Here is a 25,662-nt window from a genome sequence, read left to right as displayed (position 1 = left end):
CTCATAGATGTAGCACGATAAGGCGATGGATGGCTTATGTGCTTCTTATAAGTGTTTTTTGGTCGAATCAGCGGCTGGATGGCACCCGGAAAGGGTCGCAGACGTCGGTTGCTTTTGCGCTCGTTGGCGTTCGATCGTGGCGCGTTAGATGATGCGTCTAATGTCCATCATATGGGCCACTAAGCGGCTTAACAGCCTATCTATGGGCTGTTAAGCAAGATTCGGCCGCTCAAGGATGGGGGAACCCCGCGCAGCGAACCCATGAGCGAGAAAGCCTGTGACCCAGCGGTTGTATTGGCGGGGCGGGGGGGCTGAAAGCCGCCCGGCAAATGCTCGCACAAATTTTCAGTAAAATAATCAATTTCAACATTTGCTGAAAATGTCATTTTTATTGAAAAATTTGCCAGATTTCAGTATTTAGGCTAGTTTCAACAAATGCTGAAAGTGGACAAATTGATGAACAGGACCGAACTTCAGGGTCGTGAGGCCTTGGAGAGCTTGCTCTCGCAAATACCCGTCATCGGCATCCGTGACGTGCAATGGGAGTTCCCGCTCGCCAGTCACGAAGTCGACCTCATCGTGCATCTGCAAACTGCAGAGCAACCCTACCAGTTGTTCTGCGACATCCTGCCCAGCGGGCAGCCGCGATATGTCAACCACGCCTTACTGAAGATGCGTGAGGAAGTAACCCGGGGCGGACCAGAGGTTGTGCCGATTCTCATTGCCCCCTATTTCTCGCCAGCAACGAGGGAGGCCTGTCAACAAAACCATGTGGGCTATCTCGACCTGGAGGGCAATGCGCGGATTTCCTTCGGGAGTGTCTTCATTGACCGTCAAGTTTCCGTCAAACCCGTCGTTGAACGTCGCGAACTCAAGTCCCTATTCAGGCCTCGGTCGGCGCAAGTGCTTCGAGTGATGTTGCGCGCGCCTGCACGTATCTGGCGCGTTGCCGAGCTTGCGCAAGCCTCGGGCGTCAGTCTGGGCCACGTCAGCAATGTGCGGACAGGATTGCTGGATCGTGAATGGGCCACGGCGAGCAGCGATGGACTTTACTTGTCACAGCCCGACCTCTTGCTGGACGCATGGCGTGATAGCTATGAAGCGCCAGCCGGCGAGCACAAGCGTTTCTACACGACACTTCACGGCAGTGCCCTTGAGGATGCCGCGCGCAACGTGCTGAGTGGGAATGGCGAGAAGGATCTTTGGGCGGCCTTCGCTTCATTTTCCGCTGCCAAGTGGTTGGCACCCTATGCGCGAACCAGTACCCACTACTTCTATGCAAACCACGCAGGGCTGGAGAAGCTCAAGACGGCTCTGAAACTGGAGCCTTCGGCGAAGGGAGAGAACGTTATGATCACGCTCCCTAAAGACGAAGGCGTGCTGTCGGACACCGTTGAACCGGCACCCGGCGCCATCTGCACCAGCCCGGTTCAGACCTATCTTGATCTGAGCATTGCCGGTGAGCGTGGCGAAGAGGCCGCTCAATATCTCCGCCAGGAAAGGATGACATGGCCGAATTAGTTCCACAGGAGCCGCAGTCGGCGGCTGATTACGACGATCGCACCACCCATGCCGTGAAATCCGTGCTGGTGGAGATTGGCCAGGTACTTGGCAGCTTTAGAGGCAAGTTCGCGGTCATTGGCGGCGCGGTGCCTTGGCTGCTGCTCGACAGCGAAGAGATGCGACACGTCGGCACGATTGACGTCGATTTGAGCCTGAACGCCGAGGCCCTTGCCGATAAGGAATACGCCACCCTCGTCGCAGCGCTGATGGGTCACGGGTATCAACAACGCGACGGACTCAGGCGCTTCCAGCTCGTTCGTCAGGTCCCGCCCACGGACGAAGGTCCGGCGATCGATGTCATTGTCGACTTCCTCATGCCGCGTCAGGCCGATATCGAAAAGAACATTCCGCCGCTGATTGACAACTTCGCGGTCCAGCGCGCAGACGGCGCCGACCTCGCGACGCGTTTCTATCAAATGGTGGCGATTTCAGGTCCGATGCCAAACGGCGGTACCAACAAAGTCGAAATCGCGGTGTGTTCTATTCCCGCCTTGCTGGCTATGAAGGGGTATGCCCTGAACGGACGGCTCAAACAAAAAGACGCCTATGACGTCTACTTCTGCGTGCGAAACTATCCGGGAGGCGTGGAGGCCTTGGCAGATGCCTGTTACCCTCTTCTCGACCACGCAAGCGGTGCGGTTGGGTTCGGGTATATCGCAGCGAAGTTTGATGTCCTCGATGGTTTTGGACCTACCTCGGTCCGGCGATTCGTCGAAGACTCTCAAATCCTCGGTGATCGCACGCCAGAGCAATGGCAACGGGACGCTTTTGGGCAGGTCGAGGCGCTCTTGCGCGCATTGAACTTGCGTGAGTAAGCGCCACTGCGGCCTTGTCGAGTACCCGTAGCTGACACGCATGCCACGGGACCAAGAGATTATTCCAGGCCGGACGACGAAGTTACGGCCTTCGACTGCGATGACTTAGCGCTAGCCGAGTGCGAGACCTGTGGGAGCAAAACCTCTTCCCGCATCCACCCGGCAAACGCCTGCACATATTCAAGCCCCACATGCTGCTGCGGGATGTCGAGCCAGTACCCGAAGGGCCCGGTTACTTCGATCTCCGCGAACCGCGCCAGACTCCCATCCGCCAGTTCCTCGACGATCATGTTCCGATCGACCACCGCCAGCCCCGCACCTTTGCGCGCGGCGCGGATCGCCTGTTCCAGTGTAGAAAATTCGATGCCGTTTTCCGCGTAGCGTGCGGGCAGGCGCGCCTTCGCCAGCCAGTTCGGCCACAGGTCCAGCCGGGCATCGTTATGCAGCACGTGCAGCGCGGGCATATGCTCGAGCAGCATGTCGAGTGATTCGCTGAGCAAATGGGGTGCGCCGACCAGTACGTGGCGCTCGATCATCAGCAATTCGGAATGCCCGCTCGCCAGCGCGTCGCGGCCGAAACGAATGTTGCAGTGACAGTCTTCCGTGGGCGAGGTGCGAACCGACAGTTCAACATCGGGCAATTCGTCACCGAGCGAACCGAGCCGCGGAGAGAACCACTGCGTCGCAAAGGTGGGCGGCACGGCGACGACGAGACGTCGCCGCCCTTTGGCCGCGTTGATCTGACGGAAGCCGCGCTCGATCGTGTCGAAGGCTTCAGAGAGGCAGGGCAGGAATTGCAGGCCGGCCTGCGTCAAACGGATACCTTTGTGATCGCGCTCGAACAGCTTCGCGCCAAGCGATTCCTCAAGCAGCTTGATTTGCCGGCTCACCGCGCCTTGCGTCACACATAACGCAGTGGCGGCGCGATTGAAGCTCATGTGGCGGGCGGTTTCTTCGAAGAAGCGCAACGCGATCAGCGAGGGCAGGCGCCGCATAAATCACCTTCTGTCTCTCTGTTCATCCGGAGCAAGTGCGACGGTTCTCGCGCGCACGCGGAACCCAAGTTCGTAGCACGCGTTGTGTCTCCGACGCGCCGTGCCGACCTTCATCAGCCCGTTCATTTCAAGGCAAACGGGCTGTTCGGCATCCGTAGGATTGTCGCATTTCGGCTCGTTATTTTGCTTAAGTGCGCTAAAAAAATTCCGAAACGCGTTGGCTCGGATCAAGTGGAAACTCGCCTACGTCACGCCGCAGATTCGGAACCGCCGCGCAAGCCCTCGACTTCGCCTATCCTGACGAAGACGCGCACCTCGCCGCCGGTGCGCTTTCCCCACTCTGCGGAGCGCCCGTGACCGTTCGCAACCTAGACGCCTTGTTCCGCCCCAAATCCGTCGCCGTGATCGGCGCCTCCGAGCGGCCCGGCAGCACCGGCGCAATGGTGTGGGCGCGCGTGCTGGAAGGCGGCTTCGACGGCCCCATCTGGCCGGTCAATCCGAAATACGAGACGCTCGGCGGACGCAAGGTCATCGGCGATGTCGGCGATTTGCCGCAAGCGCCTACCGTCGCGCTGATCTGCACGCCGCCCGATACCTGGCCCGGCATCATCCATAAACTCGGTGGCTTGGGCACGCGCGCGGCGATCATCGTCGGCGAGGTGCGGTGCGATGAGGACCGCTTGCAGCTCCGGCACGCGCTCTCGGCGGCGCGGCCGCATTTGCTGCGCATTGTCGGGCCGGGCAGTCTCGGCGTGGTGTCGCCGGCGCTGCATGCGCATTTCGGCGCGCCGTCGTGCACGGTGAAGGCGGGTGGCGTGGCATGGGTGTCGCAATCGAATGCGCTGACCAATGCGGTGCTCGGGTGGGCGCACGCGCGCGGGCTTGGCTTCTCGCACGCGGTGGCGTTAGGTGGCGAAGCCGATGTGGATGCCGGCGACGTGCTCGACTATCTGGCGAGCGATCCCGGCACGCGCGCGATCCTTCTGGAGCTGGATACGGTGCGCGCGGCGCGCAAGTTCATGTCGGCGGCTCGCGCTGCGGCGCGCAACAAACCGGTGCTGGCATTACGCTCGGGCCGCGCAGATCCGGCCGACGCGCTCTACACCGCTGCGTTTCGCCGCGCGGGCATGGTGCGCGTCGATTCGCTCGACGATCTGCTCGATGAAATCGAAACGCTAGGCGTGGGCAGGGTGGCGGCGGGCGCGACGGCGACGCTGATCACCAGTGACAGCGGCCTCGCCACGCTCGCCTGCGACGCCTTCGCCGCCGCTGGCGACACGCTCGCGCCGTGGCCCGCCGAAGCGGATGCGGCGCTAAGCGAAGCGTTGCCGCACGCGGTGGCCGGCAACCCGCTAAGGCTCGGCGACGATGCCCGTCCCGAGCATTTCGGCACCGCGCTCAAGCTGCTCGCTGAGCATCGCAGCACGGGTACGGCGTTCGTGGTTCACGCGTCGACGCATGGCGCGCCGGTCGGCGAGGTCGCGCAGGCATTGATCGCGAATCAGCGCTTTGCGTATCGCGGGCTGCTGGCGTGCTTTTTCGGCGGCGTGGATGCGGACACGCGCGACGCGCTGCATGCGCAAGGCATTCCGGTTCATACGACGCCGCAGCGGCTTGCGCGCGCCTTTGCGCGTCTGGTCGACTACCGGATGGGGCGCGAGTTGCTGATGCAAACCCCGGAGGGCTTGCCGTCACAGATTCCGGAAGCGATCGACGCCGCTCAGGCGCAAGCGCGCGCCGCCATCGCCGCAGGTGAGCACCAACTAACCGGCGAAGCGGCGGCGCGATTTCTTGAGCGTTTTGGACTGCGTGTTGAAACGCAAGAGGGGGATCTGGCGAAAGGATCGTCGGCGCAAGGCGTTGCGGAAAGGTTGACGGAAGCTCCAATACAAGGCGCCGCGCAAGGATCGACGCTGAAGTCAACGCCAGCGCCGACCCCAGCAGATTGCGCGGAACTGGCCGCCGCGCAGTCGCGTAAGCCGGTTGTCGACATCGCCGTCGAGCTTCACGACGACGACAACTTCGGCCCGGTCTTCCGCTTCACCACGCCGTCCGCGGACGGCGTGTCCGACCCGCTGCGCGTCTACGGCCTGCCGCCGCTCAACCCAATGCTGGCGCGCGACATCGTCACGCGCTCGCGCTACGCGCGGCTGGCCGCGCCGGAGCCGGCATTGGCCGCTTTGACGGCGTTGTCGCAAGCAGTCTGCGACGTCAAGGAACTGGTCGCGCTCACGCTGACGCTGCGCCTGTTCAGCGATCACGTCGTGGTGGTCGAGCCGACCCTGAGCATTGCGCCCACGCGTAGCCGTCTTGCGATCGTGCCCTATCCGCGCCGCTTCGAGGAGACGCTCGACTGGCAGGGCATACGTGTGACGGTCCGGCCGATCCGTCCGGAAGACGAAGCCGCGCACCACGATTTCGTCGAATCAATGACGCCGGAAGATTTGCGGCTGCGTTTCTTCGGCGCGGTCGGCAGCTTCGATCACTCGCAGCTCGCGCGCATGACGCAAATCGACTATGACCGCGAAATGGCACTGATCGCGACGGTGACAAGCGAAGACGGTTTTACGCGCACGCTAGGCGTGGTGCGCGCCGTGGCCGATCCGGACAACGAGACCGCAGAGTTCGCCGCCGCGGTGCGCTCCGACCAGAAAGGCCGGCGCCTTGGGCAATTGCTGATGGATCGCATCATCAAGTACGTGCGGGCGCGCGGCACCCATTGGCTGGTCGGCGAGGCGTTGCGGGAAAACGCGCCCATGATCGCGCTAGCCAGATCTTGCGGCTTCACCATCACGCCGACGGAAGATCCGGGCGTGGTCGGTTTCAGAATGGCGCTGGATGAACCGGCGCAGGGGTAAACGGTGAATTGCCCCTTGCTGCCACGTTCAGCCTTCATGGGTATGAGCCGCAGCCGAATGCAAGGCCATCCGCGCCGACGAGTGTCCGCGGCGATTCGCGCACCTCGATGCCAGGACCTGAGCCTCAGGCCGGTAGCTTCGCCGCGGCTTCATCCACCTGCGTGCGGGTCACGGACAACTCTTCCAGCAACGCTTCAGCGTAGACAGCGCCTGTCTCGCGTTCCAGACGTGCAATCGTCGCGGCGCAACGGTTCGCGTCCTTCAGCGTCGCGATGAACGACTTCACCGATTCACCTGCCTTGAAAGCGTCGAACAGCGGCACGCGAATGTCGTCAGGCAGCGGACGCGCCGTCCATTGATACGGCTTGCCGTTGTACGTGAACGACGGCGGCAGCACGCGCTCTTTCTTCGCGGCCGGAATCAGGCCGAAGGTGCGCGCGGCGTCGCCGATCTGCTCGGCCGAAAACAGCTCGTCCGGGCTGATGTCGAATTGCTGAATGAAGGTCTCGATGCTTTGCATCGCCGCAGCGCGGTCGTCGCGGCGCTTTTGCGCATGAGCGACGATGTCGCGCAGTTCGTCGGCTTCTTCAGGCGTGATCGTGAAGCTCGACTGCTTCTGCTGGAGTTCGGAAAAACGCTGGAATTCGGAATCGGTCAGAAGTTTCGCCATTGCTTATCGATGGGCGCGCATGAGGGGACCCATGCGGCGTGATTTTTGAGGGGGTCGCCATTCTAAACCATGTGCGCTAGACAGCCTCTTCCCGAAACATCGACAGCGCCTGCACCGTCTCGCGCAGCAACGCCGTCGCCGCTTCCAACGTCGGCGCGACGTATTCGTCGATGCGCCGCAAGTACGGGCAGGTCAGCACCGCAATGGCCTGACCGGACGGTCCCTGGATCGGAACCGTGACGTCGGTCACGCCGAACGTCTGCTGACTGTCCTTTTGCGAAAAACCCGCCGCACGAATCCGCTCGCAGGCCTGTTCCAACGCATCACGGTCGATCGTGACTTCGCCCTTCACCTTGGTGTGCTCGGCCAGCATCCGTTCGCGCTGCTCGAAGCTTTGGAACGCCAGCATCACGCGGCCCGAACCCGTATCGATCAGGCCCACCCGTGAACCGAGCCGCACCGACATGCCCCACGTGCCCGGTCCATCCACCTGCGCGATCACGAGCAAATTGCCGCGGTCGTACACCACCAGATGACAGGATTGCTCGGCTGTATCGGCAAAGCGCTGCATCAGCGGCAGCGCCTCGGAAATCAGCCGGTTCATCGGCGGATGACGATGCCCGAGTGCATAGAGCTTCAGACTCAGCGAAAAACGGTCGCCTGCCGCCGAGCGCACGACGTACTGCCGCGCGACCAGTCGCTCTAGCATCCGGTACATCTCGCTCGCATTGCGTCCCAGCAGCTTGGTGATTTCGGCGCGCGTCAGCCCTTCCTTCTGCTCGGCGAGCAGTTCGAGGATGTCGAGGCCCTTGTCCAGCGCGGGGGCGCGGTAACGGTCGTCGTCTTTGTCTTCTGCGTCCATCGTGGGCGAGGTTCCGGGTGTTGTTCTCATTATCTGGCGCATGAGTGTAAGTGCGGGGTGAATCTAGTGCGAGATGGCGCGGGTCTAGGGGAAACACTGACGCATGGTGCAGTGCACATTCCTTGACTTCGTAAAGTTCGTATATGAATAATGCGTTCATTGGTGAATTGAATCGCGCCAATACACGAACACGATAAGAAAGCGCCGGACGAAGTGCCCGCCACTCGCATGGCGGGTTCATGCAGTTCAATAACGCCTTACCTTGCATGGGGCCGGAGTAAGTGCTTTGCATGGAATCGGAGTAGCGCGCTATGGGGCTGGAGTAAGCGCTAAAGCGCTAACTCCAGCCGGCACGCGAACTCCGATCGACAGCTAAAGCGCTAACTCCGGACCGACAAAGGAGACAACACCATGTCGTTCGCAAAAGGGCCGCACGCGGCTCGCCGTCTGTTCCAGCGTTCGCTATTTGCCATTGCGGCAGCAGCTTGCGTAGCCGGTCTCGCCGTCAGCGGTGCGGCACAAGCCGCCGAAGCCGGCAAGATCGGCCTCGGTCTGCCGCTCCTCACGTCGCCGTTCTGGCAGTCGTACAACAACTATCTGCCGAAGTACGCGAAGGACATGGGCATCGATATCCTCGCGCCGGTCAATTCGAACGGCGATCCCGCCCAGCAGATTACCGACATGAACAACCTGCTGAACCTCGGTGCGAAGGGCATCGTGGTCGGCCCGCTGGATTCGGCGGCGATCAGCCGCGCGCTCGATGCAGCCGCCGCGAAGAACGTGCCGGTGGTCGCCGTCGACGTCGCGCCGACGCAAGGCAAGGTCGCGATGGTGGTGCGCGCCGACAACCATGCCTACGGCGAGAAGGCGTGCAAGTACATCGGCGAGCACGTGAAGTCGGGCAAAGTCGTGCAGATCATGGGCGACCTGGCTTCGGTGAATGGGCGTGACCGGTCTGAGGCATTCCGCTCGTGTTTGAAGGGCTTTCCGGGTTTGTCGCTGCTGGAAATTCCGGCAGCCTGGAAGGGCGATGTCGCGGCCACCGCGCTCGACAGTCTGCTCACTGCGAATCCTGACGTGAAGGCAATCTACATGCAGGCGGGTGGCGTCTATCTGTCGCCCACGCTGCAGACCCTGCGCCGCAAGCAGATGCTGTTTCCTGCCGGCAATCCAAAGCACGTCGTGATCGTCAGTAACGATGGCATTCCTCAGGAGTTCGACGCAATCCGTCGCGGTGATATCGACGCTACTGTTTCCCAGCCCGCCGATTCCTACGCGAAATACGGTCTCTTCTATATCAAGGCCGCGTTGGCCGGGCAGACCTTCAAGCCGGGCCCGACGGATCACGGCAGCAACATCATCCAGTTGGCGCCAGGCATTCTCGAAGATCAATTGCCCGCACCGCTCGTCACGAAAGCGAATGTCGACGACAAAACGTTGTGGGGCAATACCGTTAAATGAGCGAGCCGACGCCCTCCGTGCCGGTCGTCCCACCCTCCGATGGGGCTTCCTTCGGGGCGTCCCCCAAGGGGACTTCCTTCGGGGCGCAGGGGCTTCCTCCGGTCGCCGAAGCGTTTGAGGTCACCAAACGCTTCGGTTCCACGGCCGCGCTGAAAGACGTCAGCATCCGGGTGATGCCCGGCGAGTCGCATGCACTTGTCGGGCGCAACGGTGCGGGCAAATCGACACTGGTGTCGATCCTCACGGGCCTGCGCAAGCCCGATACCGGCGAGGTATGTTTCAACGGCGCGCCAGCCCCTTCGATTGCGGATCGCGATACGTGGCGTGAGCGCGTCGCCTGCGTCTATCAACATTCCACGATCATCCGCGATTTGAGCGTCGCGGAGAATCTGTTCATCAATCGGCAGCCGTTGCGCGGCGGTGTGATCGATTGGCACGCGATGCGCCGCGACGCGCGGGCGTTGCTCGATCACTGGAAGATCGACGTAGGCGAAGATGCGCGCGCCGGGGATCTGAGTGTAGAAGCGCGTCAACTGGTGGAGATCGCCCGGGCGCTGTCGTACGGCGCGCGCTTCATCATCCTCGACGAACCGACCGCGCAGCTCGACGGCGACGAGATCAAGCGCCTGTTCCGACGCATCAGCGAGTTGCAGCGCGAAGGCGTGACGTTCCTGTTCATCTCGCATCATCTGCAAGAGGTCTATGAAATCTGCCAGGCCGTGACAGTGCTGCGCGACGCGCGGCATATCGTCAGCGCACCGGTTTGCGCGTTGCCGCGCGAGCAATTGATCGAAGCGATGACCGGCGAGCGTGGCGGTCTTGCCGTCGCCGATGCGGCGGCGCGCGCTGCCTTGCCTGCGGATACGGCTGTTGCGCTGGAGGTCAAAGATCTGGTCGGTGCCGATTACGAAGGTGTGTCGTTCACGGTGAAGCGTGGCGAAGTGGTCGGGCTGACCGGCGCAACGAGCAGCGGCCGCACGAGCGTGGCTGAAGCGATTGCTGGTCTGCGCGCGGCCCGGAGCGGTGCGATCAGCGTGGATGGCATAACGCTGCCGCAAGGCGATGTCCCTGCTGCGCTTGCGCACGGCATCGGCTGCGTGCCGAAGGATCGCCATCACGAAGGCCTGGTTCTCACGCAGTCGGTTGCTGAAAACGCCTCGATGACGATTACGCGTCTTCTCGGCAAATTCGGCATTGCGTCACCGGCGAAGAAAAACGCCTTCGGTCAAAAGATGATCGATGCGCTCGGCATCGTCGCGCAAGGTCCCGCGCATGTCGTGTCAGGTCTATCGGGCGGCAATCAGCAAAAGGTCGTGATGGCGCGCGCGCTCGCCACCGATCCCAACGTACTCGTACTAATCGACCCGACAGCAGGCGTCGATGTGAAATCGAAAGAAGCGTTGCTGTCAGTCGTGGATCGTGTGCGCGAAGACGGTAAAGCCGTGCTGGTCGTGTCAGGCGAACTCGACGATCTGCGCACTTGCGACCGCGTGCTTGTCATGTTCCGTGGCCGTGTCGCAGGCGAATTTCCGGCGGGTTGGCAGGACCACGACCTGATCGCATCCGTTGAAGGAGTCAGTCTCCATGAAGAATAGTGTGCCCAGCCCTGCGTTCGGCACCGCACAAGGTCCGGCGCAGCAGCCCGTCGCTCAGGCGACGCGCGGCCGACGTGCTCGCAGCGAACTCGCCCGGCTGCGCGAACTGGCGTTGCTGCCCGCGCTCGCTTTGCTGCTCGCGATCGGTGCGTTTGTCAGCCCAAGCTTTCTGACGAAGGCGAATCTGATCAGTGTGCTGGGTGCGTCCGCGGCATTGGCGTTGGTGGTGCTCGCCGAATCGCTGATCGTGCTGACCGGCAAGTTCGATCTGTCGCTCGAATCGACCGTGGGCATCGCGCCCGCTGTCGGCGCGATGCTGGTGATGCCGGCGGCGTCCGCGGGCTTCGGAATGCAGTGGCCGGCGGCTGCGGGCTTGCTGAGCATCCTCGTGGTCGGCGCGGTGATTGGCTTCATCAATGGTTTCCTGGTGGTGCGTCTGCGGCTGAACGCCTTCATCGTCACGCTGGCGATGCTGATCGTGTTGCGCGGCATGCTGGTCGGTGCGACCAAAGGCGGCACGCTGTTCGATATGCCGCCTTCGTTCTTCTCGCTCGCCACCACCATCGTGTTGGGCTTGCCGTTGTCCGTGTGGCTCGCGGCGGTCGCATTCGCGATCGCTGCGTTCGTGCTGCGCTATCACCGCCTGGGCCACGCGTTATACGCGATCGGCGGCAATCCGGAAGCGGCGCGCGCGGCGGGGATTCGCGTCGAGCGCATAACGTGGGGCGTATTCGTGCTCGGCAGCATGCTGGCCTCGGTGGGTGGTTTGATCGTCACTGGATATGTCGGCGCGATCAACGCGAATCAGGGCAACGGCATGATTTTCACGGTGTTCGCGGCGGCGGTGATTGGCGGCATTTCGCTCGACGGCGGCAAGGGCACGATGCTCGGCGCGCTCACCGGCGTGTTGCTGCTCGGCGTCGTACAGAACCTGCTGACGCTGGCCCAGGTGCCGTCGTTCTGGGTTCAGGCAATCTATGGCGCGATCATCCTCGGCTCGCTGATGGTGGCACGGCTCGCCAGTGGCGAAGGCCAGAACTGATGCGCACGCATCGCGGAGAACTCATTTGACCAGCCGCCCGTTGCAACCGTCGCAAACATTGCAAACCGACCTGCGCCTGATCCTGCTCAGTCCCATGGATAACTGCCTGATCGCGGCAGCGCGTCTCGATGCGGGCACGCAAGTCGAGATCGAAGGCGAGCGCGTGACGCTCTCTAAAACGATCGACCTCGGCCACAAGGTGGCGCGCCATGAACTCGCGAAGGACGACAAGGTGCTGCGTTATGGCGCGGTGATCGGGCACGTGACTGAGGTGGTAGCGCGCGGTGCGCATCTGCATACACACAACCTCGAAAGCGATTACCTGCCCACTTATACGCACGACGCGGGTCACGAGTTCGTCCCTCACTGAGTTGAGCACAAAGAAGTGGCCTCGTGCCGCGCTGGAATGACCATGACTGACACTGCCGTAGCATCCGCCGCCTTGCAGCGGCCCACGCTGCAAGGTTATCTGCGCAGCGATGGCCGCAAAGGCATCCGCAATGTGGTCGCGGTAGCGTATCTGGTCGAGTGCGCGCATCACGTCGCGCGCGAGATCGTCACGCAGTTTCGCGAACCGCTCGATGCATTCGACGATCCTTCAGCCGAGCGCGAACCCCCGGTGCATCTGATCGGCTTTCCAGGTTGTTATCCGAATGGGTACGCCGAAAAGATGCTCGAGCAGCTCACCACGCATCCCAACGTGGGCGCGGTGCTGTTCGTCTCGCTCGGATGCGAGAGCATGAACAAGCACTACCTCGTGGACGTCGTGCGTGCGAGTGGCCGTCCCGTCGAAGTCCTGACGATCCAGGAAAAAGGCGGCACACGCAGCACGATTCAATACGGCATCGACTGGATTCGCGGCGCACGCAAGCAACTCGCCGCGCAGCAGAAAGTGCCGATGGCCCTGAGCGAACTGGTGATCGGCACGATTTGCGGCGGTTCGGACGGCACCAGCGGCATTACGGCGAATCCAGCGGTGGGCCGCGCGTTCGATCATCTGATCGACGCGGGCGCGACGTGCATATTCGAAGAAACTGGCGAGCTGGTGGGCTGCGAGTTTCATATGAAAACGCGCGCCGCGAGGCCGGAACTCGGGGATGAAATTGTCGCGTGCGTGGCGAAGGCGGCACGTTACTACTCGATTCTTGGGCACGGCAGCTTTGCGGTTGGAAATGCGGATGGCGGCCTCACCACGCAAGAGGAAAAATCGTTAGGTGCGTATGCAAAAAGCGGTGCATCGCCGATTGTCGGCATCGTCAAACCCGGCGACGTTCCGCCGACACGCGGCCTCTATCTCCTCGACGTCGTACCAGACGGCGAACCGCGCTTCGGCTTTCCGAACATCAGCGACAACGCGGAAATCGGCGAACTGATCGCCTGCGGGGCGCATGTGATTCTGTTCACGACCGGACGCGGATCGGTGGTCGGCTCGGCAATTTCGCCGGTCATCAAGGTGTGCGCGAATCCCGCGACGTATCGCAATCTCGCCGGCGACATGGACGTCGATGCAGGCCGCATTCTCGAAGGCCGCGGCACGCTCGACGAAGTCGGCCGCGAAGTGTTCGAGCAAACTGTGGCGGTGTCGCTCGGTGCGGCGTCGAAATCGGAATCGCTCGGTCATCAGGAGTTTATCCTGACGTACAAGACTTTCGAACCGGTGGGCCCGGCTTGTTTGCCGTCGGGCGTTGTACCGCCGCATCGGGTTGTTGCGATCGAGCCGCACTGAGCGGTCTATCATCGGTCAATCCGCGATCGATTCGGCGGCCATCGGTGCAGCGATCAGGGCGTCAATTGCGTTGCCATCGGCGCGGCGGGCAACATCGTCAGCACGTGTTAAAAAGGAGGCGTGGTCCATGACGGTAAAGGTCGGTTCGAAGATCAAACAGCGGCGCAGCATCGGCCGCCGTGCATTGCAGGTAACCGGATTGGGGCTCGGTACGGCGCCCTTGGGCGGCCTCTATCGCGACCTGTCCGAAGAAGAAGCGCACGCGACCATCGCCGCTGCGTGGGACGCCGGCGTGCGTTACTTCGATACCGCACCGCACTACGGTCACACGAAAGCTGAGCACCGTCTGGGCGATGCGTTGCGCGGATATCCGCGCAGTGAATACGTGCTGTCCACCAAAGTCGGGCGCCGTTTCGTACCGCGCACCACGCCCTACGATGGCAGCGAAGGCTGGCAAGACCCGCTGCCGTTCCAGGCGATCTACGACTACACACACGACGGCATTCTGCGTTCCTTCGAAGACAGCCAGCAGCGCCTCGGCATCGTCGATATCGACATTCTTCTGATACACGATATCGGCCGCTTCACGCATGGCGACAAGAACCCCCATTACTGGCGGCAACTCACCGAAGGCGGCGGCTTTCGCGCACTCGATAATCTGCGCTCCTCGGGCGCGGTCAAGGCGCTTGGGCTCGGCGTCAATGAAGGCGCGGTAATACTCGATGCAATGGCTGAATTCGATATCGATTGCGCGTTGCTCGCGGGCCGTTATACGCTGCTCGAACAGGGCACGCTCGACGATCTGCTCCCAGCATGTGAACAACGCGGCGTCAGCATCCTGTTAGGCGGCGCGTTCAATTCGGGCATTCTGGCGCGCGGCGTCGAAGGCGATCTGAAATTCAATTACGGCGACGCGCCGAGCGAAGTCGTCGAGCGCGTCGCGCGGCTGGAAGCGGTGTGCCGGGTGCATGGCGTGCCGCTTGCTGCGGCGGCCTTGCAGTTTCCGTATGCGCATCCGGCGGTCGCGACCGTGTTGACCGGCGCGCGCAGTGCCGACGAATTGCGTGAGAACGCCGCTTCGTTCGAGCAGCCGATTCCCGCGGACTTGTGGTCCGCGTTGCGTGACAAGGGCTTGCTCGACAGCCGCGCGCCCGCGCCAGAGGATTGATTTGACGATGCATATCGATGCGCACCAGCACTATTGGGACCCCGCTCGCGGCGACTACGAGTGGCTCACGCCGGAGCTGAAAATCCTGTACCGGACATTCGGTCCCGCCGATCTCAAACCGCTGCGCGAAAGAGCGGGCATCGAGCGGACAGTGGTGGTGCAGGCTGCGCCGACTCTCGACGAAACACGTTACTTGCTGGACATCGCGCGGCATGAGCCGTCGATCGCCGGTGTGGTCGGCTGGGTGCCGTTGCTGCTGCCGACAGCGCCGGCGGTGATCGAAGCGCTGGCGCAGGAGCCGAAATTCAAAGGCGTGCGACCGATGCTGCAGGACTTACCGGACGATACATGGATTGCAAACCCGGATCTTGCGCCCGCGATCGAAGCGCTGATTGCACACAACCTCGCGTTCGACGCGTTGATTTACGCGCGGCACGCCGAGCCTTTCGAAACGTTCGCTGCACGTTTTCCGGCGTTGCGCATCGTTATCGATCACGGCGCGAAGCCGCCGATCCGCTACGGCCGTGCGGGTTGGCAAACATGGGCGGACGCGATTACGCGGCTTGCGCAACTGCCGCAAGTGCATTGCAAGCTCTCCGGTCTCGTCACCGAAGCGTCGCCGGGCTGGACCGAAGAAACGCTTCACCCCTATGTCGAGCATCTACTGAAGTCATTCGGTCCCACGCGTTTGATGTGGGGCAGCGACTGGCCGGTGCTCGATCTGAACGGCGACTATTTGCTCTGGCACTCGGTGGCGAATACTTTGCTTGCGTCCTTGAGCGACGACGAGCGCGAGGTAGTTTTTGGCGGCAACGCCGCCGCGTTTTATCGCCTTTGAGGTGATACGCGCGTTACGAAAACAAGTTACGAAAACAAGCGAAAGCCCATTCAACTGGAGTCGTAGATGACACAAAGACTGGCCGGCAAGACGGCCCTGATCACCGCGGCAGGACAAGGCATCGGCCTCGCCACCGCGGAGCTGTTCGCGCGCGAAGGCGCGCGCGTGATCGCCACCGATATCCGCATCGACGGACTCGCCGGCAAGCCGGTCGAAGCGCGCAATCTCGACGTGCGCGACGACGCGGCGATCAAGGCGCTGGCGGCCGAACTTGGCGCGATCGACGTGCTGTTCAACTGCGCGGGCTTCGTGCACGCCGGTTCGATCCTCGAATGCAGCGAAGCAGATTGGGACTTTGCCTTCGACCTGAATGCGAAGGCGATGTATCGCATGATCCGCGCGTTTTTACCCGCCATGCTTGAGAAGGGCGGCGGGTCGATCATCAATATGTCGTCGGCGGCATCGAGCGTGAAGGGCGTGCCCAACCGCTTTGCGTACAGCGCGTCGAAAGCCGCGGTGATCGGGCTGACCAAGTCCGTCGCTGCAGACTTCATCACGCGTGGTGTACGCTGTAACGCGATCTGCCCGGGCACGGTGGCTTCACCGTCGCTCGAACAACGGATCGTCGAGCAGGCCAAAGCGCAAGGCGCGACGCTCGAGGCCGTGCAGGCGGCCTTTGTCGCGCGTCAGCCAATGGGCCGCATCGGCAAGCCGGAAGAGATCGCCGCGTTGGCGCTGTATCTCGCGTCTGACGAATCGTCGTTCACCACCGGTCATGCGCACGTGATCGACGGCGGCTGGTCGAACTGACGCACACGGCTGCTCACTGCAAACCGGTACACACGAACCGAACATCACTGAACATAAAGGGAAGTGCAACGATGAAACTGCTTCGTTATGGGCCGAAAGGCCAGGAAAAGCCAGGCCTGCTCGACGCGCAGGGCAAGATTCGCGATCTGTCGAAGGTGGTTGGCGATATCGACGGCGCCGCGCTGACTGACGAAGGCCTCGCCAAACTGCGCGCGCTCGATCCGGCTTCGCTGCCGGTCGTGGAAGGCAATCCGCGCATCGGGCCGTGCGTCGGCAAGATCGGCAAGTTCGTCTGCATCGGGCTGAACTACGCGGACCACGCGGCCGAATCGAATCTGCCGGTGCCCTCGGAGCCGGTGATTTTCAACAAATGGACGAGCGCGATCTGCGGCCCGAACGACGGCGTCGAAATTCCGCGCGGCTCGAAAAAGTGCGACTGGGAGGTCGAACTCGGCGTGGTGATTGGCAAGCCGGCGAAATATATCGACGAAGCGAACGCGCTCGACTATGTCGCTGGTTACTGCGTGATCAACGACGTGTCGGAACGCGAATGGCAGGCCGAACGCGGCGGCACATGGGACAAGGGCAAGGGCTTCGATACGTTCGGGCCGATCGGTCCGTGGGTCGTCACGCGCGATGAAGTGGCCGATCCGCAGAATCTGAATCTGTGGCTCGAAGTGGACGGCCACCGCTATCAGAACGGCAATACGAAGACGATGGTGTTCGGCGTGGCGAAGCTGGTGTCGTATGTGTCGCAGTGCATGAGCCTGCAACCGGGCGACGTGATTTCGACCGGCACGCCGCCGGGTGTCGGCATGGGCGTGAAGCCGAATCCGGTGTACCTGAAGCCCGGCCAGACGATACGTCTCGGTGTCGAAGGTCTCGGCGAGCAGACGCAGAAGACTTACGCGGCGGAGTGATTCGCCCGCCTGTTGAAAAGCGTTGCCCATGCGAAAAGTGAAGAGGCCGTTCCCGCGTGTGAACTGACCCCGCAAAGTTGGACACCTGTCCAACGATTTGGGGTGCAGTTCAGCGACGCTGGAACGGCCTTTTGTCGTTCAGCCCGCCGGTTCGTGCTCGCCGTTCTCGCTGATGCGATTAATCGTGCCTTGTGCAACAGCGACGAGCTTCTCGCGGCCACCGTCCATCACATACACGTTGCACTGGCAGGTTGCCTGAAGCTGGCCCGCGTAGACGACCTTCGCCCGCGCGATCAGCGTGCCGTTCACCACCGGCCGCAGATAGTTGATCTTGTACTCGCCGGTCACGACTTTCGGACCCAGCGACAGCGCGCCGGCGAACGTCAGCGCATTGTCGGCGAGATAGCTGATAACGCCGCCATGCACGAAGCCGTGCTGTTGCCGCAACTCGTCGCGGATCGGCAGGCAGAGCGTCAGTTCGTTGGTACCCGTGTGCATCAGCTCCGCGCCTAGCAGCATGCTGAACGGCTGGGCATGCAGTGCGCCGCGCGCCCGGTCGAGGATGTCGGTCATCGTGATTCCTTCGGGCGTCGCCCGCAGTGGCATCTGCACCGGCGTGCGTTGTGCAGTCCCTACCCACTCTAGGAAGCGCCGATGCATCGCGTCAAGGTGAATCCAAAATATCTGCGCGACATTGTTGTGAAAAATGATTGGAATTGCGGAGTTGACCGATGAAAAGGGGACATAAGACGATTTTTGATGACATTGATCTCAAGCAAAGTTCGGCCTTGCCGTTAACCCTGACGTAGCTCCTGTCATTCTTTGCTTTAGGTGTTCACGATGTTCAGCAAGATCAAGGTCGCATCCGGCCTGTTGTGTGTCCTGGCCGCGTTCTGCGTTTTCCAGCTGGTCACGGTGGGTTTGGGGTTCTGGTCGCTCACGCGCACGCACGACGACGTGGGCGATCTGTCGAACATCGCCTTGAAGCAGGTGGACGCGGTCAATGAAACGACCCAGCGTCTGATGGATGCGCGCATCAACCTGTCGCGCGCCGGCACGCGCATGGTGCGCGGCGGCGCCGAGCCGGCCGACATCGTGCAGCACGCCCGCGAACAATTGACGGCCGCCGATCAGTCCTTCACCGCGTTCATGAGCGCGCAAAAGACCAGCGACGAAAACACCGCGCGCGCCACCGCGCTGGCCGAGCGCTACAAAAAGCTGCACGACGCGCTTTCGGAACTGGTGCAGTTTCTCGACTCGAACAATATTCAAGCGTTTCTGGACCAGCCGACCCAAGGCTTGCAGGACGCCTATCTCGCCGAGTCGCATAATTTCGTGCAGTTCGGCACCGCTGCGAGCCATGCATCGATCGATTCGATCGACACCCGCATGGCGACGTTCCGCGCCGTCAGCATCGCGATCCTGGTACTACTGGTGACGGGCACGTTCGGTGTGTACGCGGCGCTCCGCAAGGGCGTAGTGGCGCCACTGGAAGAAGCCGGCCGTCACTTCGACCGCATCGCGCAAGGGCGTCTCGACCAGCCGATCGCCTCGCGCGGCACCAATGAGATCGGCCGCCTGTTCTCGAGCCTCGCGAAAATGCAGGCCAGTGTGGCGCGCACCGTGCAAACCGTGCGCGAATCCGCCGACTCGATTCACCTCGGCGCGGACGAAATCGCCACCGGTAACGCCGATCTGTCGGCACGCACGGAAAACCAGGCGGCGTCGCTCGAAGAAACCGCGTCGAGCATGGAGGAATTGACCGCCACGGTGCGCCAGAACGCCGATCATGCCCGCGAAGCCAATGCGCTCGCCGAAACCGCGCTTGACGCGACCTCGCGCGGCAGCGAAGTGGTCAACGAGGTGGTCGACAAGATGCGCGGCATCGCGCAAAGCTCGGACAAGATCGCCGAGATCATTTCGGTGATCGACGGCATCGCGTTCCAGACCAATATCCTCGCGCTGAACGCGGCCGTCGAAGCGGCCCGCGCCGGCGAGCAGGGTCGTGGCTTTGCCGTGGTGGCGGGCGAGGTGCGTGGCTTGGCCCAGCGCAGCGCGCAGTCGGCCAAGGAAATCAAGACGTTGATCAGCGAGTCGGTCGCCGAGATTCAGGGCGGTTCGGCGCTGGTCGAACATGCGGGCGAAGCGATGCGCAACGTTTCGGCGTCGATCTCGCGCGTCACGCAGATGATGGCCGAGATCAGCGCGTCGTCGCTCGAACAGAGCACGGGCATCGAGCAGGTCAACCAGGCGGTGGTGCAGATGGACGAGATGACGCAGCAGAACGCGGCGCTCGTCGAGGAAGCAGCCGCGGCGGCAGCCTCGCTGCATCAGCAGACGCAGCAATTGAAGCAGGCCGTTTCCGTGTTCGAAATTTCTGAAACTGTGTTGCGGACGCAACAATTTGGGGAAGCGGGCGGCCAGACGGCGGCGTTTGCGCTGTCGGGGATGCGGGCGATTTGAGCCACGCGAGCGCTCTAAAAGAAGGCATCTGCAAAAGAAAATGGCCCGCGAAAGCGGGCCATTTTGCATTAGGCGCGAGCGCCTAAGGGTGCTTCAAGTACCGGAAGGTACTTAGGCCGGCTGGATGTTCGCAGCCTGCTTGCCCTTCGGGCCTTGCTTAACTTCGAACGTCACCTTCTGGTTTTCCTGCAGGGACTTGAAGCCGCTGCCTTGAACTTCCGAAAAGTGCGCGAAGAGATCTTCACCGCCGTCGTCCGGCGTGATGAAGCCAAAGCCCTTTGCATCGTTAAACCACTTCACAGTACCTGTTGCCATTTTTGATCCAATAAATGTTGTGTGTTGCATTCGCGACCGCTATTTCTCAACGTGAGATCGAGCGCGAAGTGAGAGTTGTATCACGTCTTTATGATGGACGCCAATCAACCAGTATTCGGGTATTCCCCTGATTGGGCCCTTTTGAGGCCCGGAAAGCATTTTGCAGGGTGTTCCAGCCGGTAGGGTAAACTGCTTGTATTACTCTTCCAGGAAAAACATTGACACATTATTTGCAAGATGAACTCACCTCATTCTGGAGTCGTTTGACCCCTTATCTCGCGATATTGGAGTCGGAATCACCTCAAGAAGGCGCCCCGGACCCGGTCGGCCGCATCACGGTCAATACCGAAGACCATCAGGCTTTTGCCCTTCATACCACCGACAAAAAGCCGCACGGCGAAACATCGGATACCCCCACCGGACAAAGCGCGACCTACACGCGATTTAAAACTGCCGACGCCGATTGGGGACCTTGGCAACGCGAAGAATATTGATTGACCGGCCAGTCGGCTTTTAACACCGATGCCCGGAAGACGGCGGCCGGCGTTTAGCCCGGCAACGCGTCATAGGCGGTCGCGAGGTGATAGGGGGTGGTCGACGGCATGTCGGCACGCGCCACGTCACCAGCGGCCGTTTTGCATTCGAACCAGCCTTGCGGGCGCAAGAAACGTTGCCGGAAAAGCTCGATTTGCCGCGGCAGCGCGGCGAGCACAGCGGGGTCGCCATGGCTCGCCAGTGCGCGCAGATATTCCGTCTGGGCCCAGATCCGCTGGGTGGCGTCCTTGATTCGCCCGGTTTCGTCGAGCGAGGCGCATACGCCGCCTGTTTGCGGGTCCACGCCATATTGCTGCGCGAAGCTGAACGCGCGCGTCAGCGATTCTTCGAGACCCGAGGCCTCTAACAATGTGCCCGCCTGCTTGACCAGCCAGAGCCATTCGAACTGATGCCCCGGTTCCAGACGGTTGTCATCGGTGCCAATCGGCAATTCGGCGATGCAGCCGGTCGGCGCATGCACGAAGCGACGCGCGACGGCGCCGGCAAGACGGCGCAACGCGGTGTCGAAGGTGCTGTCGCGCGTGGCGTCGCGGGCGGCCAGCCAGGCTTCGGTCAGGTGCATCAGGGGATTCTGGATCGGCGTGCCGGTCACGAGGGCGAAGTCCGCGGTGAGCGCGGCGTTGAACAGATCGCCATCGGCTGCGAAGTGCGAGTGAATCAGCGCCGACGTGCGATACACGACTTCCAGCGCGTCGCGGTTGCCGGAACGGCCGCCATATTCCGCACAGGCGAACACGACGAATGCGTGCGTGTACAAGTCTTTGGTGGTGTCGAGCGGCGCGCCCTGCGCATCCACGCTATAGAACCATCCGCCGTGGCGCGTGTCCTGAAAGGTGTGCATCAGCGAGTCGAATAGCACCTGGGCATGGGCCGCATCGCCCGCTTGCGAGAACACGAACAATTGTCGCGCGCACGCCATCGCCCGGTAGCGTTCTGCGGGCAACGGTGCCGGACCCTCGGCGCTGACCGCTTCGTACGGCAGCTTCAACACGGTATTGAAACCGGGCCCACGCCACAGCGGCAGCACCACACGAGTGAAGTGATTACGCAGTGTGGTGGCGAGAGTGATGGTCGAAGCGGTAGGGGTCATGCTCTGCATAGTTCGGTTGGTTAAACGCGCTCATTCGAAACGCCTGCGGACTCGGCTTGTCGCTTTGGGTGCGCCGGCGTGCGGCCAAGCATAAAGCAAACGGCTGCCGCTGGCACTCTGCCACAGGTGCGGAATACGCAGGCAGTTCCGGCACGACGAGGCGTCGTCTAAAAAACGGAAAAACGTCGGCGAATGGCTTCGGCAGGGGCGGGCGGCCATGCGACAATGCGGTCTCGAAAAATTCCAATGGCATTGACGAGCGGTGCTCGGCGCCCGCTTTCCGGCGACGGCCGCTTTTTTCTCTATGGCAGATTCCGCAGCATCTACGCAGTCCCGGCCGCAGCGCGCCGCTTCGAAGAAGCGGCGTCAGGCCACCGTCTCGACCGAAACTGAAAACAAGCTGGCGCGCGCCGCGCGCTCGGCACAACGTCTCGCGCAATTGAGCGATGCCTCACGCGACGACAGCACGCTCGACCTGTTCCCTGACGATCCCACCCGCGCCACGCTGGAAGCGATGAACATCGACATCCGGCAAGGCACGCTGCATGGCTTTGAATTACCCGATGTCGTGCTGGCAGCGGTTGGCGCGATCGATGCCGACGGCGTGGCGCTGGAGGCAAGGGCCGCGCGCCGCGCGCCTCGTGCGACGAAGTCCGATGAACCCGCGCCGGTGAATGCGCAATTGAGCGGGCTGGAGACGGAGGCCGTGGAGGCTGCATCGCCTGCTGGCGAGCTGGCTTTTGGAGATGTGAAGGCAGACGCGGAGGCGTCGGCGGAAGAGAAGCCGGCGGCGTCGACACGTGACGCGGCTGTGCCGCTCACGCCCGCGATGGCGGCGGCGACCGTGGCGCGCAGCGTGACCGCGCTGCGCCAGGCGGCTGAGAGGAGTGCGGCTGCCACGAGCACCGATACAGCGGCTGCATCGACCTCGGGCGGTGCGAGGCCGCCTTTGCCGCCGCAGCGCGTCGCGGCGACCTTTGCCAAGGTGACGACGGCTTCGCGAGAAGCAGCCGGCGCCGAAGCCGCGAATGCGGGAGCGGAGCGCGCGTCGTCTTCGGCGGAATCCGAGGCCGGCGTGGAGCCGACTGTTTCGAAGCCGGCCGCCAGGCAGTCGGGCGAGGTGTCCGCATCTGCATCCACATCTGCATCCGCGCACACAAGCGGTGCTTTCGCTGCGCCCTCCTTCCGGGAAGCCCAGCGTGCCGAAGCCGCCGCGGCAGCGCTGCGTATTGCGCCTGAACTCGACCGCGCGCGTGCGACGGCCTTCGCCGATACGGTCGATGCCCTATATGGTGTGATCTCCGATCAGCGCCGCGCCGCCTCCGACCACTCGCGCCGTATGAAATGGATGCTGTCGATCGTGGTGGGCGCGTTGCTGATGACGGTCGCGATCGGCATTACGCAGACGGTGCTTCTGATGCGTCTGACGCGTGAAACCACCGCCCAGCAGCATCGCATCGAACAGATGATGCAGAACCAGCAGGCCGCCATGGCCAACTTGCTCGACACCCACATCGCGATGGCCAACGCGGCGGCGGCCACTGCCGCTTCTGACGCAGCCGCATCCGCAGCGCCCCAGCCAGCCGCGGCCACGCCTGCTCATGGCAAACGCGGCGTACGCGCGCAGCACGCGCGCACGCCGAAAGCCGCCAACTCGCAGTGATCTTCGGCGCCGCCGCGCCGGCGAAAGCCGGTTGCAGTGGTTTGTTTCGCCGCCGGCCCATCGCACGCCGAACTTCGCGCTATACGCTTCAATAGGCGGAAGTTTTGACCCCGAAATAGCAAAAAACAGGGGTGTTGTCATGGTGCAACGCACCATGGATAAAACTCTGCGGCAACAAACCACACCCGAGAAATTGCTGCATCGCACTAGCTTTTGATTAGGGAAAACCCTATAATTCTTCTTAAGGGAAAACCCTAGTAAATGCAGTAACCAACCGGGAGTCGCCATGAGCTTCATTTTTGCATTGTTCCAAAAGGTCAGCGACCTCTTTGCGTCGCCCCATCTGCCGCTGGATTCGGACTACTCGTATGCAGCGCGTAGCCGCGAAGCAGAGCGCGTGCGCAAAGCGCAATCTACGTTGTTCGGCATCAAGCTGAGCGACTGAAAAGCAAGGTTGCATGGCCTGAGCGCGGACCACCGCGCAATGGACGCGCACGTCGAGTGCGCCTTGCATCATTGAAGCCACCGCCCGCGAAACGCGTGCCGTGGCTTTTGTTTTTGGGTGGTTGCTACCTAATTCCCAGTCTTTCCGAATATTTCCTGGCCGAAATGAATGTAACGACGCCTCACAGGGTGCCGTCGTGCCATTTCGCCCATCCACCGTGCATGCGCTATAGACGGGCGGCGAACGCCGAAAAGCTGCCATTCATCAGTCCCTTTCCATGAAATGTGCGCTTACAAGTGCTCACGTCTTCATGCGGTTTGCACCGCTAAAGTTGGTCTCAAGCGTACGGCGTCTGCTCGAACCCAAAATCGAGGTTCGATGTTGGCCGAACACGGGCGCTGGCTTGACACAAAACTTTGTATGGGAGGTCACGATGAAAACTTTTAACAAGACGTCGCGTTCGATTGTTGCAACCTTGCTGGCGGGCGGCGCGTTGCTCGCAGCCGGCAGTGCTTTCGCCCAGGAACGGGTGATCGTCGAGAATGGTCCAGGACCGGCGGTTTACGGTCAGCCGCACATGATGCCGGTGGATGTGTCGATCAACCTCGGCTGGCATGGCGACCGTTACTGGGACGGCCATCGCTACTGGGCGCACGACGACTGGATGCGTCATCATCCGCACGACTACGATCCGCATCACCACGGCGATCACGACGACCATCGCCCGCCGCCCCCACGCTATTAATGCGCGCATGACGGCGCCGCATGTCGCGGCGTGAAGTCCGCAAAGCCGGTCCTTCCTCACGGAAGACCGGCTTTGTCACGCTCGGTCTTGGAAAACGGCGCGCTGCGCTATGCTTCAAAGCTTTCATCGACGGCAGCAGGAGAGCGGCGTGGACAAGGCAGTCATAGGCGTAGTGGGCACGGGATTGATGGGCGTCGGCATTGCGACGCAAAGCGCATTGCACGGGCATCGGACGATCGTTCACGACGTCGACCCGGCGCGTCTCGCGAGCGTTGCGCCGAAAGCGGAAGCGGTGCTCGACGAACTGATCGACGCCGGACGCATCGACCGCGTTGCCAAACAGGCAGCGCTCGCGCGCATCGAGACGCATGCGCAACTCGACGTCATGGCGTCGGCGCAATTCGTGATTGAGGCGATTCCCGAGGTGCTCGAACTGAAGCATCGCCTGTATGCGTCGCTGGCTGAGTTGATGGCAGACGACGCGATTCTCGCGAGCAATACCAGCGGTTTTCCGCCGGATCAACTGGTTGCTCCGTTGCGCGCGAAGGAGCGTTTTCTGATCGCACATTTCTGGAATCCGCCGCACATGATCCCGCTCGTCGAAGTCGTGCCGGGTACCGCGACCGCGCCGGAAGTCACCGAACGCACCGCTGCGTTGATGAGCGCGATCGGCATGGAGCCGGTGGTGCTGGCGAAAGCGATTCCGGGTTTTGTCGGCAACCGGTTGCAGTTCGCGGTGCTGCGCGAGGCGTTGAACATCGTGCGCTCGGGGGCGGCGACGCCGGATGTGGTCGATCGCGTCATGAAGGCGTCGCTCGGACGCCGGTGGGGCATCGTCGGGCCGCTCGAAGGCGCGGACATGGGCGGCCTCGACACTTTCCTCGACATCTCCACGCATCTGATGCCGGAACTCGCGAAAGACGAAGACGTGCTCGATCTGCTGCGTGAGCAGGTCGATGCGGGGCGTGTCGGCGTACGCAGCGGCGCTGGTTTCTATGAATGGGACGAGGCGCATCTGGCGCGAGTCAGGGAAGGCCGCAAGCGGGTGATTAGCCGCGGTTAA

24 protein-coding genes are annotated in these 25,662 nt (G+C 62.2%); 18 read left to right on the top strand and 6 right to left on the bottom strand.

Annotated features, from left to right (window positions below; genetic code table 11):
• Positions 1–456: 456 nt before the first annotated feature.
• Together P3T22_RS00280 and P3T22_RS00275 are read left to right on the top strand one after the other, a co-directional pair.
• Positions 457–1,521 carry a type IV toxin-antitoxin system AbiEi family antitoxin gene (locus tag P3T22_RS00280; protein WP_236721055.1) on the top strand — a complete coding sequence of 355 codons (1,065 nt, stop codon included), beginning with the start codon at positions 457–459 and terminating at the stop codon, positions 1,519–1,521.
• Positions 1,509–2,378: a nucleotidyl transferase AbiEii/AbiGii toxin family protein gene (locus tag P3T22_RS00275; protein WP_063498360.1), complete on the top strand. Its 870-nt coding sequence runs from the start codon at positions 1,509–1,511 to the stop codon at positions 2,376–2,378. The genes P3T22_RS00280 and P3T22_RS00275 overlap by 13 nt, the downstream gene beginning before the upstream one ends.
• A 59-nt stretch (positions 2,379–2,437) precedes the next feature.
• On the opposite strand, the gene P3T22_RS00270 is transcribed toward P3T22_RS00275, so the two are convergent.
• Entirely contained in the window at positions 2,438–3,373 is a 936-nt protein-coding gene (locus P3T22_RS00270; protein WP_429323886.1) for a LysR family transcriptional regulator, read from the bottom strand.
• Between the two features lie 353 nt (positions 3,374–3,726).
• Between P3T22_RS00270 and P3T22_RS00265 the strand changes: the two genes are divergently transcribed.
• Positions 3,727–6,231 carry a GNAT family N-acetyltransferase gene (locus tag P3T22_RS00265; protein ID WP_429323885.1) on the top strand — a complete coding sequence of 835 codons (2,505 nt, stop codon included), beginning with the start codon at positions 3,727–3,729 and terminating at the stop codon, positions 6,229–6,231.
• 124 nt (positions 6,232–6,355) lie between these two features.
• Here P3T22_RS00265 and P3T22_RS00260 read toward each other — a convergent pair whose 3' ends face one another.
• The gene (locus P3T22_RS00260) at positions 6,356–6,901 is read right to left on the bottom strand and encodes a hypothetical protein (RefSeq protein WP_063498362.1); all 546 of its coding nucleotides are present in this window, start codon (positions 6,899–6,901) and stop codon (positions 6,356–6,358) included.
• Between the two features lie 76 nt (positions 6,902–6,977).
• The gene (locus P3T22_RS00255; RefSeq protein WP_063498363.1) at positions 6,978–7,763 is read right to left on the bottom strand and encodes an IclR family transcriptional regulator; all 786 of its coding nucleotides are present in this window, start codon (positions 7,761–7,763) and stop codon (positions 6,978–6,980) included.
• 411 nt (positions 7,764–8,174) lie between these two features.
• Between P3T22_RS00255 and P3T22_RS00250 the strand changes: the two genes are divergently transcribed.
• From P3T22_RS00250 to P3T22_RS00210, 9 genes are all read left to right on the top strand, one after another.
• Positions 8,175–9,224 carry a sugar ABC transporter substrate-binding protein gene (locus P3T22_RS00250; protein ID WP_429323884.1) on the top strand — a complete coding sequence of 350 codons (1,050 nt, stop codon included), beginning with the start codon at positions 8,175–8,177 and terminating at the stop codon, positions 9,222–9,224.
• A complete protein-coding gene (locus P3T22_RS00245; protein ID WP_236721056.1) occupies positions 9,221–10,819 on the top strand; it encodes a sugar ABC transporter ATP-binding protein in 1,599 nt (532 codons plus the stop codon). The genes P3T22_RS00250 and P3T22_RS00245 overlap by 4 nt, the downstream gene beginning before the upstream one ends.
• Complete coding sequence (locus P3T22_RS00240; protein WP_429323883.1) at positions 10,809–11,861, top strand: ABC transporter permease; 1,053 nt, start codon at positions 10,809–10,811, stop codon at positions 11,859–11,861. Before P3T22_RS00245 ends, P3T22_RS00240 begins: the two co-directional genes overlap by 11 nt.
• A gap of 25 nt (positions 11,862–11,886) precedes the next feature.
• A complete protein-coding gene (locus tag P3T22_RS00235) occupies positions 11,887–12,231 on the top strand; it encodes a UxaA family hydrolase (RefSeq protein ID WP_429323882.1) in 345 nt (114 codons plus the stop codon).
• A 42-nt stretch (positions 12,232–12,273) separates the two neighbouring features.
• Positions 12,274–13,587: a UxaA family hydrolase gene (locus P3T22_RS00230; protein WP_429323881.1), complete on the top strand. Its 1,314-nt coding sequence runs from the start codon at positions 12,274–12,276 to the stop codon at positions 13,585–13,587.
• A gap of 127 nt (positions 13,588–13,714) precedes the next feature.
• The gene (locus P3T22_RS00225; protein WP_429323880.1) at positions 13,715–14,755 is read left to right on the top strand and encodes an aldo/keto reductase; all 1,041 of its coding nucleotides are present in this window, start codon (positions 13,715–13,717) and stop codon (positions 14,753–14,755) included.
• Between the two features lie 7 nt (positions 14,756–14,762).
• A complete protein-coding gene (locus P3T22_RS00220; RefSeq protein WP_429323879.1) occupies positions 14,763–15,593 on the top strand; it encodes an amidohydrolase family protein in 831 nt (276 codons plus the stop codon).
• A gap of 66 nt (positions 15,594–15,659) precedes the next feature.
• Complete coding sequence (locus tag P3T22_RS00215; protein WP_429323878.1) at positions 15,660–16,403, top strand: SDR family oxidoreductase; 744 nt, start codon at positions 15,660–15,662, stop codon at positions 16,401–16,403.
• A 71-nt stretch (positions 16,404–16,474) separates the two neighbouring features.
• A complete protein-coding gene (locus P3T22_RS00210; RefSeq protein ID WP_063498370.1) occupies positions 16,475–17,323 on the top strand; it encodes an ureidoglycolate lyase in 849 nt (282 codons plus the stop codon).
• A 138-nt stretch (positions 17,324–17,461) separates the two neighbouring features.
• Here the strand turns inward: P3T22_RS00210 and P3T22_RS00205 are convergent, their stop codons facing one another.
• Positions 17,462–17,896: a PaaI family thioesterase gene (locus tag P3T22_RS00205; protein ID WP_063498371.1), complete on the bottom strand. Its 435-nt coding sequence runs from the start codon at positions 17,894–17,896 to the stop codon at positions 17,462–17,464.
• Positions 17,897–18,163: 267 nt separating this feature from the next.
• On the opposite strand from P3T22_RS00205, the gene P3T22_RS00200 reads away from it, so the two are divergent.
• On the top strand, positions 18,164–19,786 hold the full coding sequence (locus P3T22_RS00200) for a methyl-accepting chemotaxis protein (RefSeq protein ID WP_063498372.1): 1,623 nt from the start codon (positions 18,164–18,166) through the stop codon (positions 19,784–19,786).
• A 111-nt stretch (positions 19,787–19,897) separates the two neighbouring features.
• Here P3T22_RS00200 and P3T22_RS00195 read toward each other — a convergent pair whose 3' ends face one another.
• Positions 19,898–20,101 (bottom strand): cold-shock protein, encoded by a 204-nt coding sequence (locus tag P3T22_RS00195; protein ID WP_007178724.1) that lies wholly within the window; start codon positions 20,099–20,101, stop codon positions 19,898–19,900.
• A 218-nt stretch (positions 20,102–20,319) separates the two neighbouring features.
• Here P3T22_RS00195 and P3T22_RS00190 point away from each other — a divergent pair, with 218 nt between their 5' ends.
• Entirely contained in the window at positions 20,320–20,595 is a 276-nt protein-coding gene (locus tag P3T22_RS00190; RefSeq protein ID WP_063498373.1) for a hypothetical protein, read from the top strand.
• Between the two features lie 53 nt (positions 20,596–20,648).
• Here P3T22_RS00190 and P3T22_RS00185 read toward each other — a convergent pair whose 3' ends face one another.
• Positions 20,649–21,755: an AGE family epimerase/isomerase gene (locus P3T22_RS00185; RefSeq protein ID WP_429323877.1), complete on the bottom strand. Its 1,107-nt coding sequence runs from the start codon at positions 21,753–21,755 to the stop codon at positions 20,649–20,651.
• 295 nt (positions 21,756–22,050) lie between these two features.
• On the opposite strand from P3T22_RS00185, the gene P3T22_RS00180 reads away from it, so the two are divergent.
• The 4 genes from P3T22_RS00180 (at position 22,051) to P3T22_RS00165 (ending at position 25,662) form a co-directional block, all read left to right on the top strand.
• Entirely contained in the window at positions 22,051–23,409 is a 1,359-nt protein-coding gene (locus P3T22_RS00180) for a hypothetical protein (RefSeq protein ID WP_429323876.1), read from the top strand.
• 286 nt (positions 23,410–23,695) lie between these two features.
• Entirely contained in the window at positions 23,696–23,854 is a 159-nt protein-coding gene (locus tag P3T22_RS00175) for a hypothetical protein (RefSeq protein WP_181448452.1), read from the top strand.
• 433 nt (positions 23,855–24,287) lie between these two features.
• Positions 24,288–24,599 carry a hypothetical protein gene (locus tag P3T22_RS00170; RefSeq protein ID WP_063498375.1) on the top strand — a complete coding sequence of 104 codons (312 nt, stop codon included), beginning with the start codon at positions 24,288–24,290 and terminating at the stop codon, positions 24,597–24,599.
• Between the two features lie 109 nt (positions 24,600–24,708).
• Complete coding sequence (locus P3T22_RS00165) at positions 24,709–25,662, top strand: 3-hydroxyacyl-CoA dehydrogenase family protein (RefSeq protein ID WP_181448453.1); 954 nt, start codon at positions 24,709–24,711, stop codon at positions 25,660–25,662.

The organism is Paraburkholderia sp. GAS348, from assembly GCF_050434205.1.
GTDB lineage: Bacteria > Pseudomonadota > Gammaproteobacteria > Burkholderiales > Burkholderiaceae > Paraburkholderia.
The sequence above is the reverse complement of the archived record's forward strand: the minus strand, read 5'-3'. Positions and strand labels throughout refer to the sequence as shown.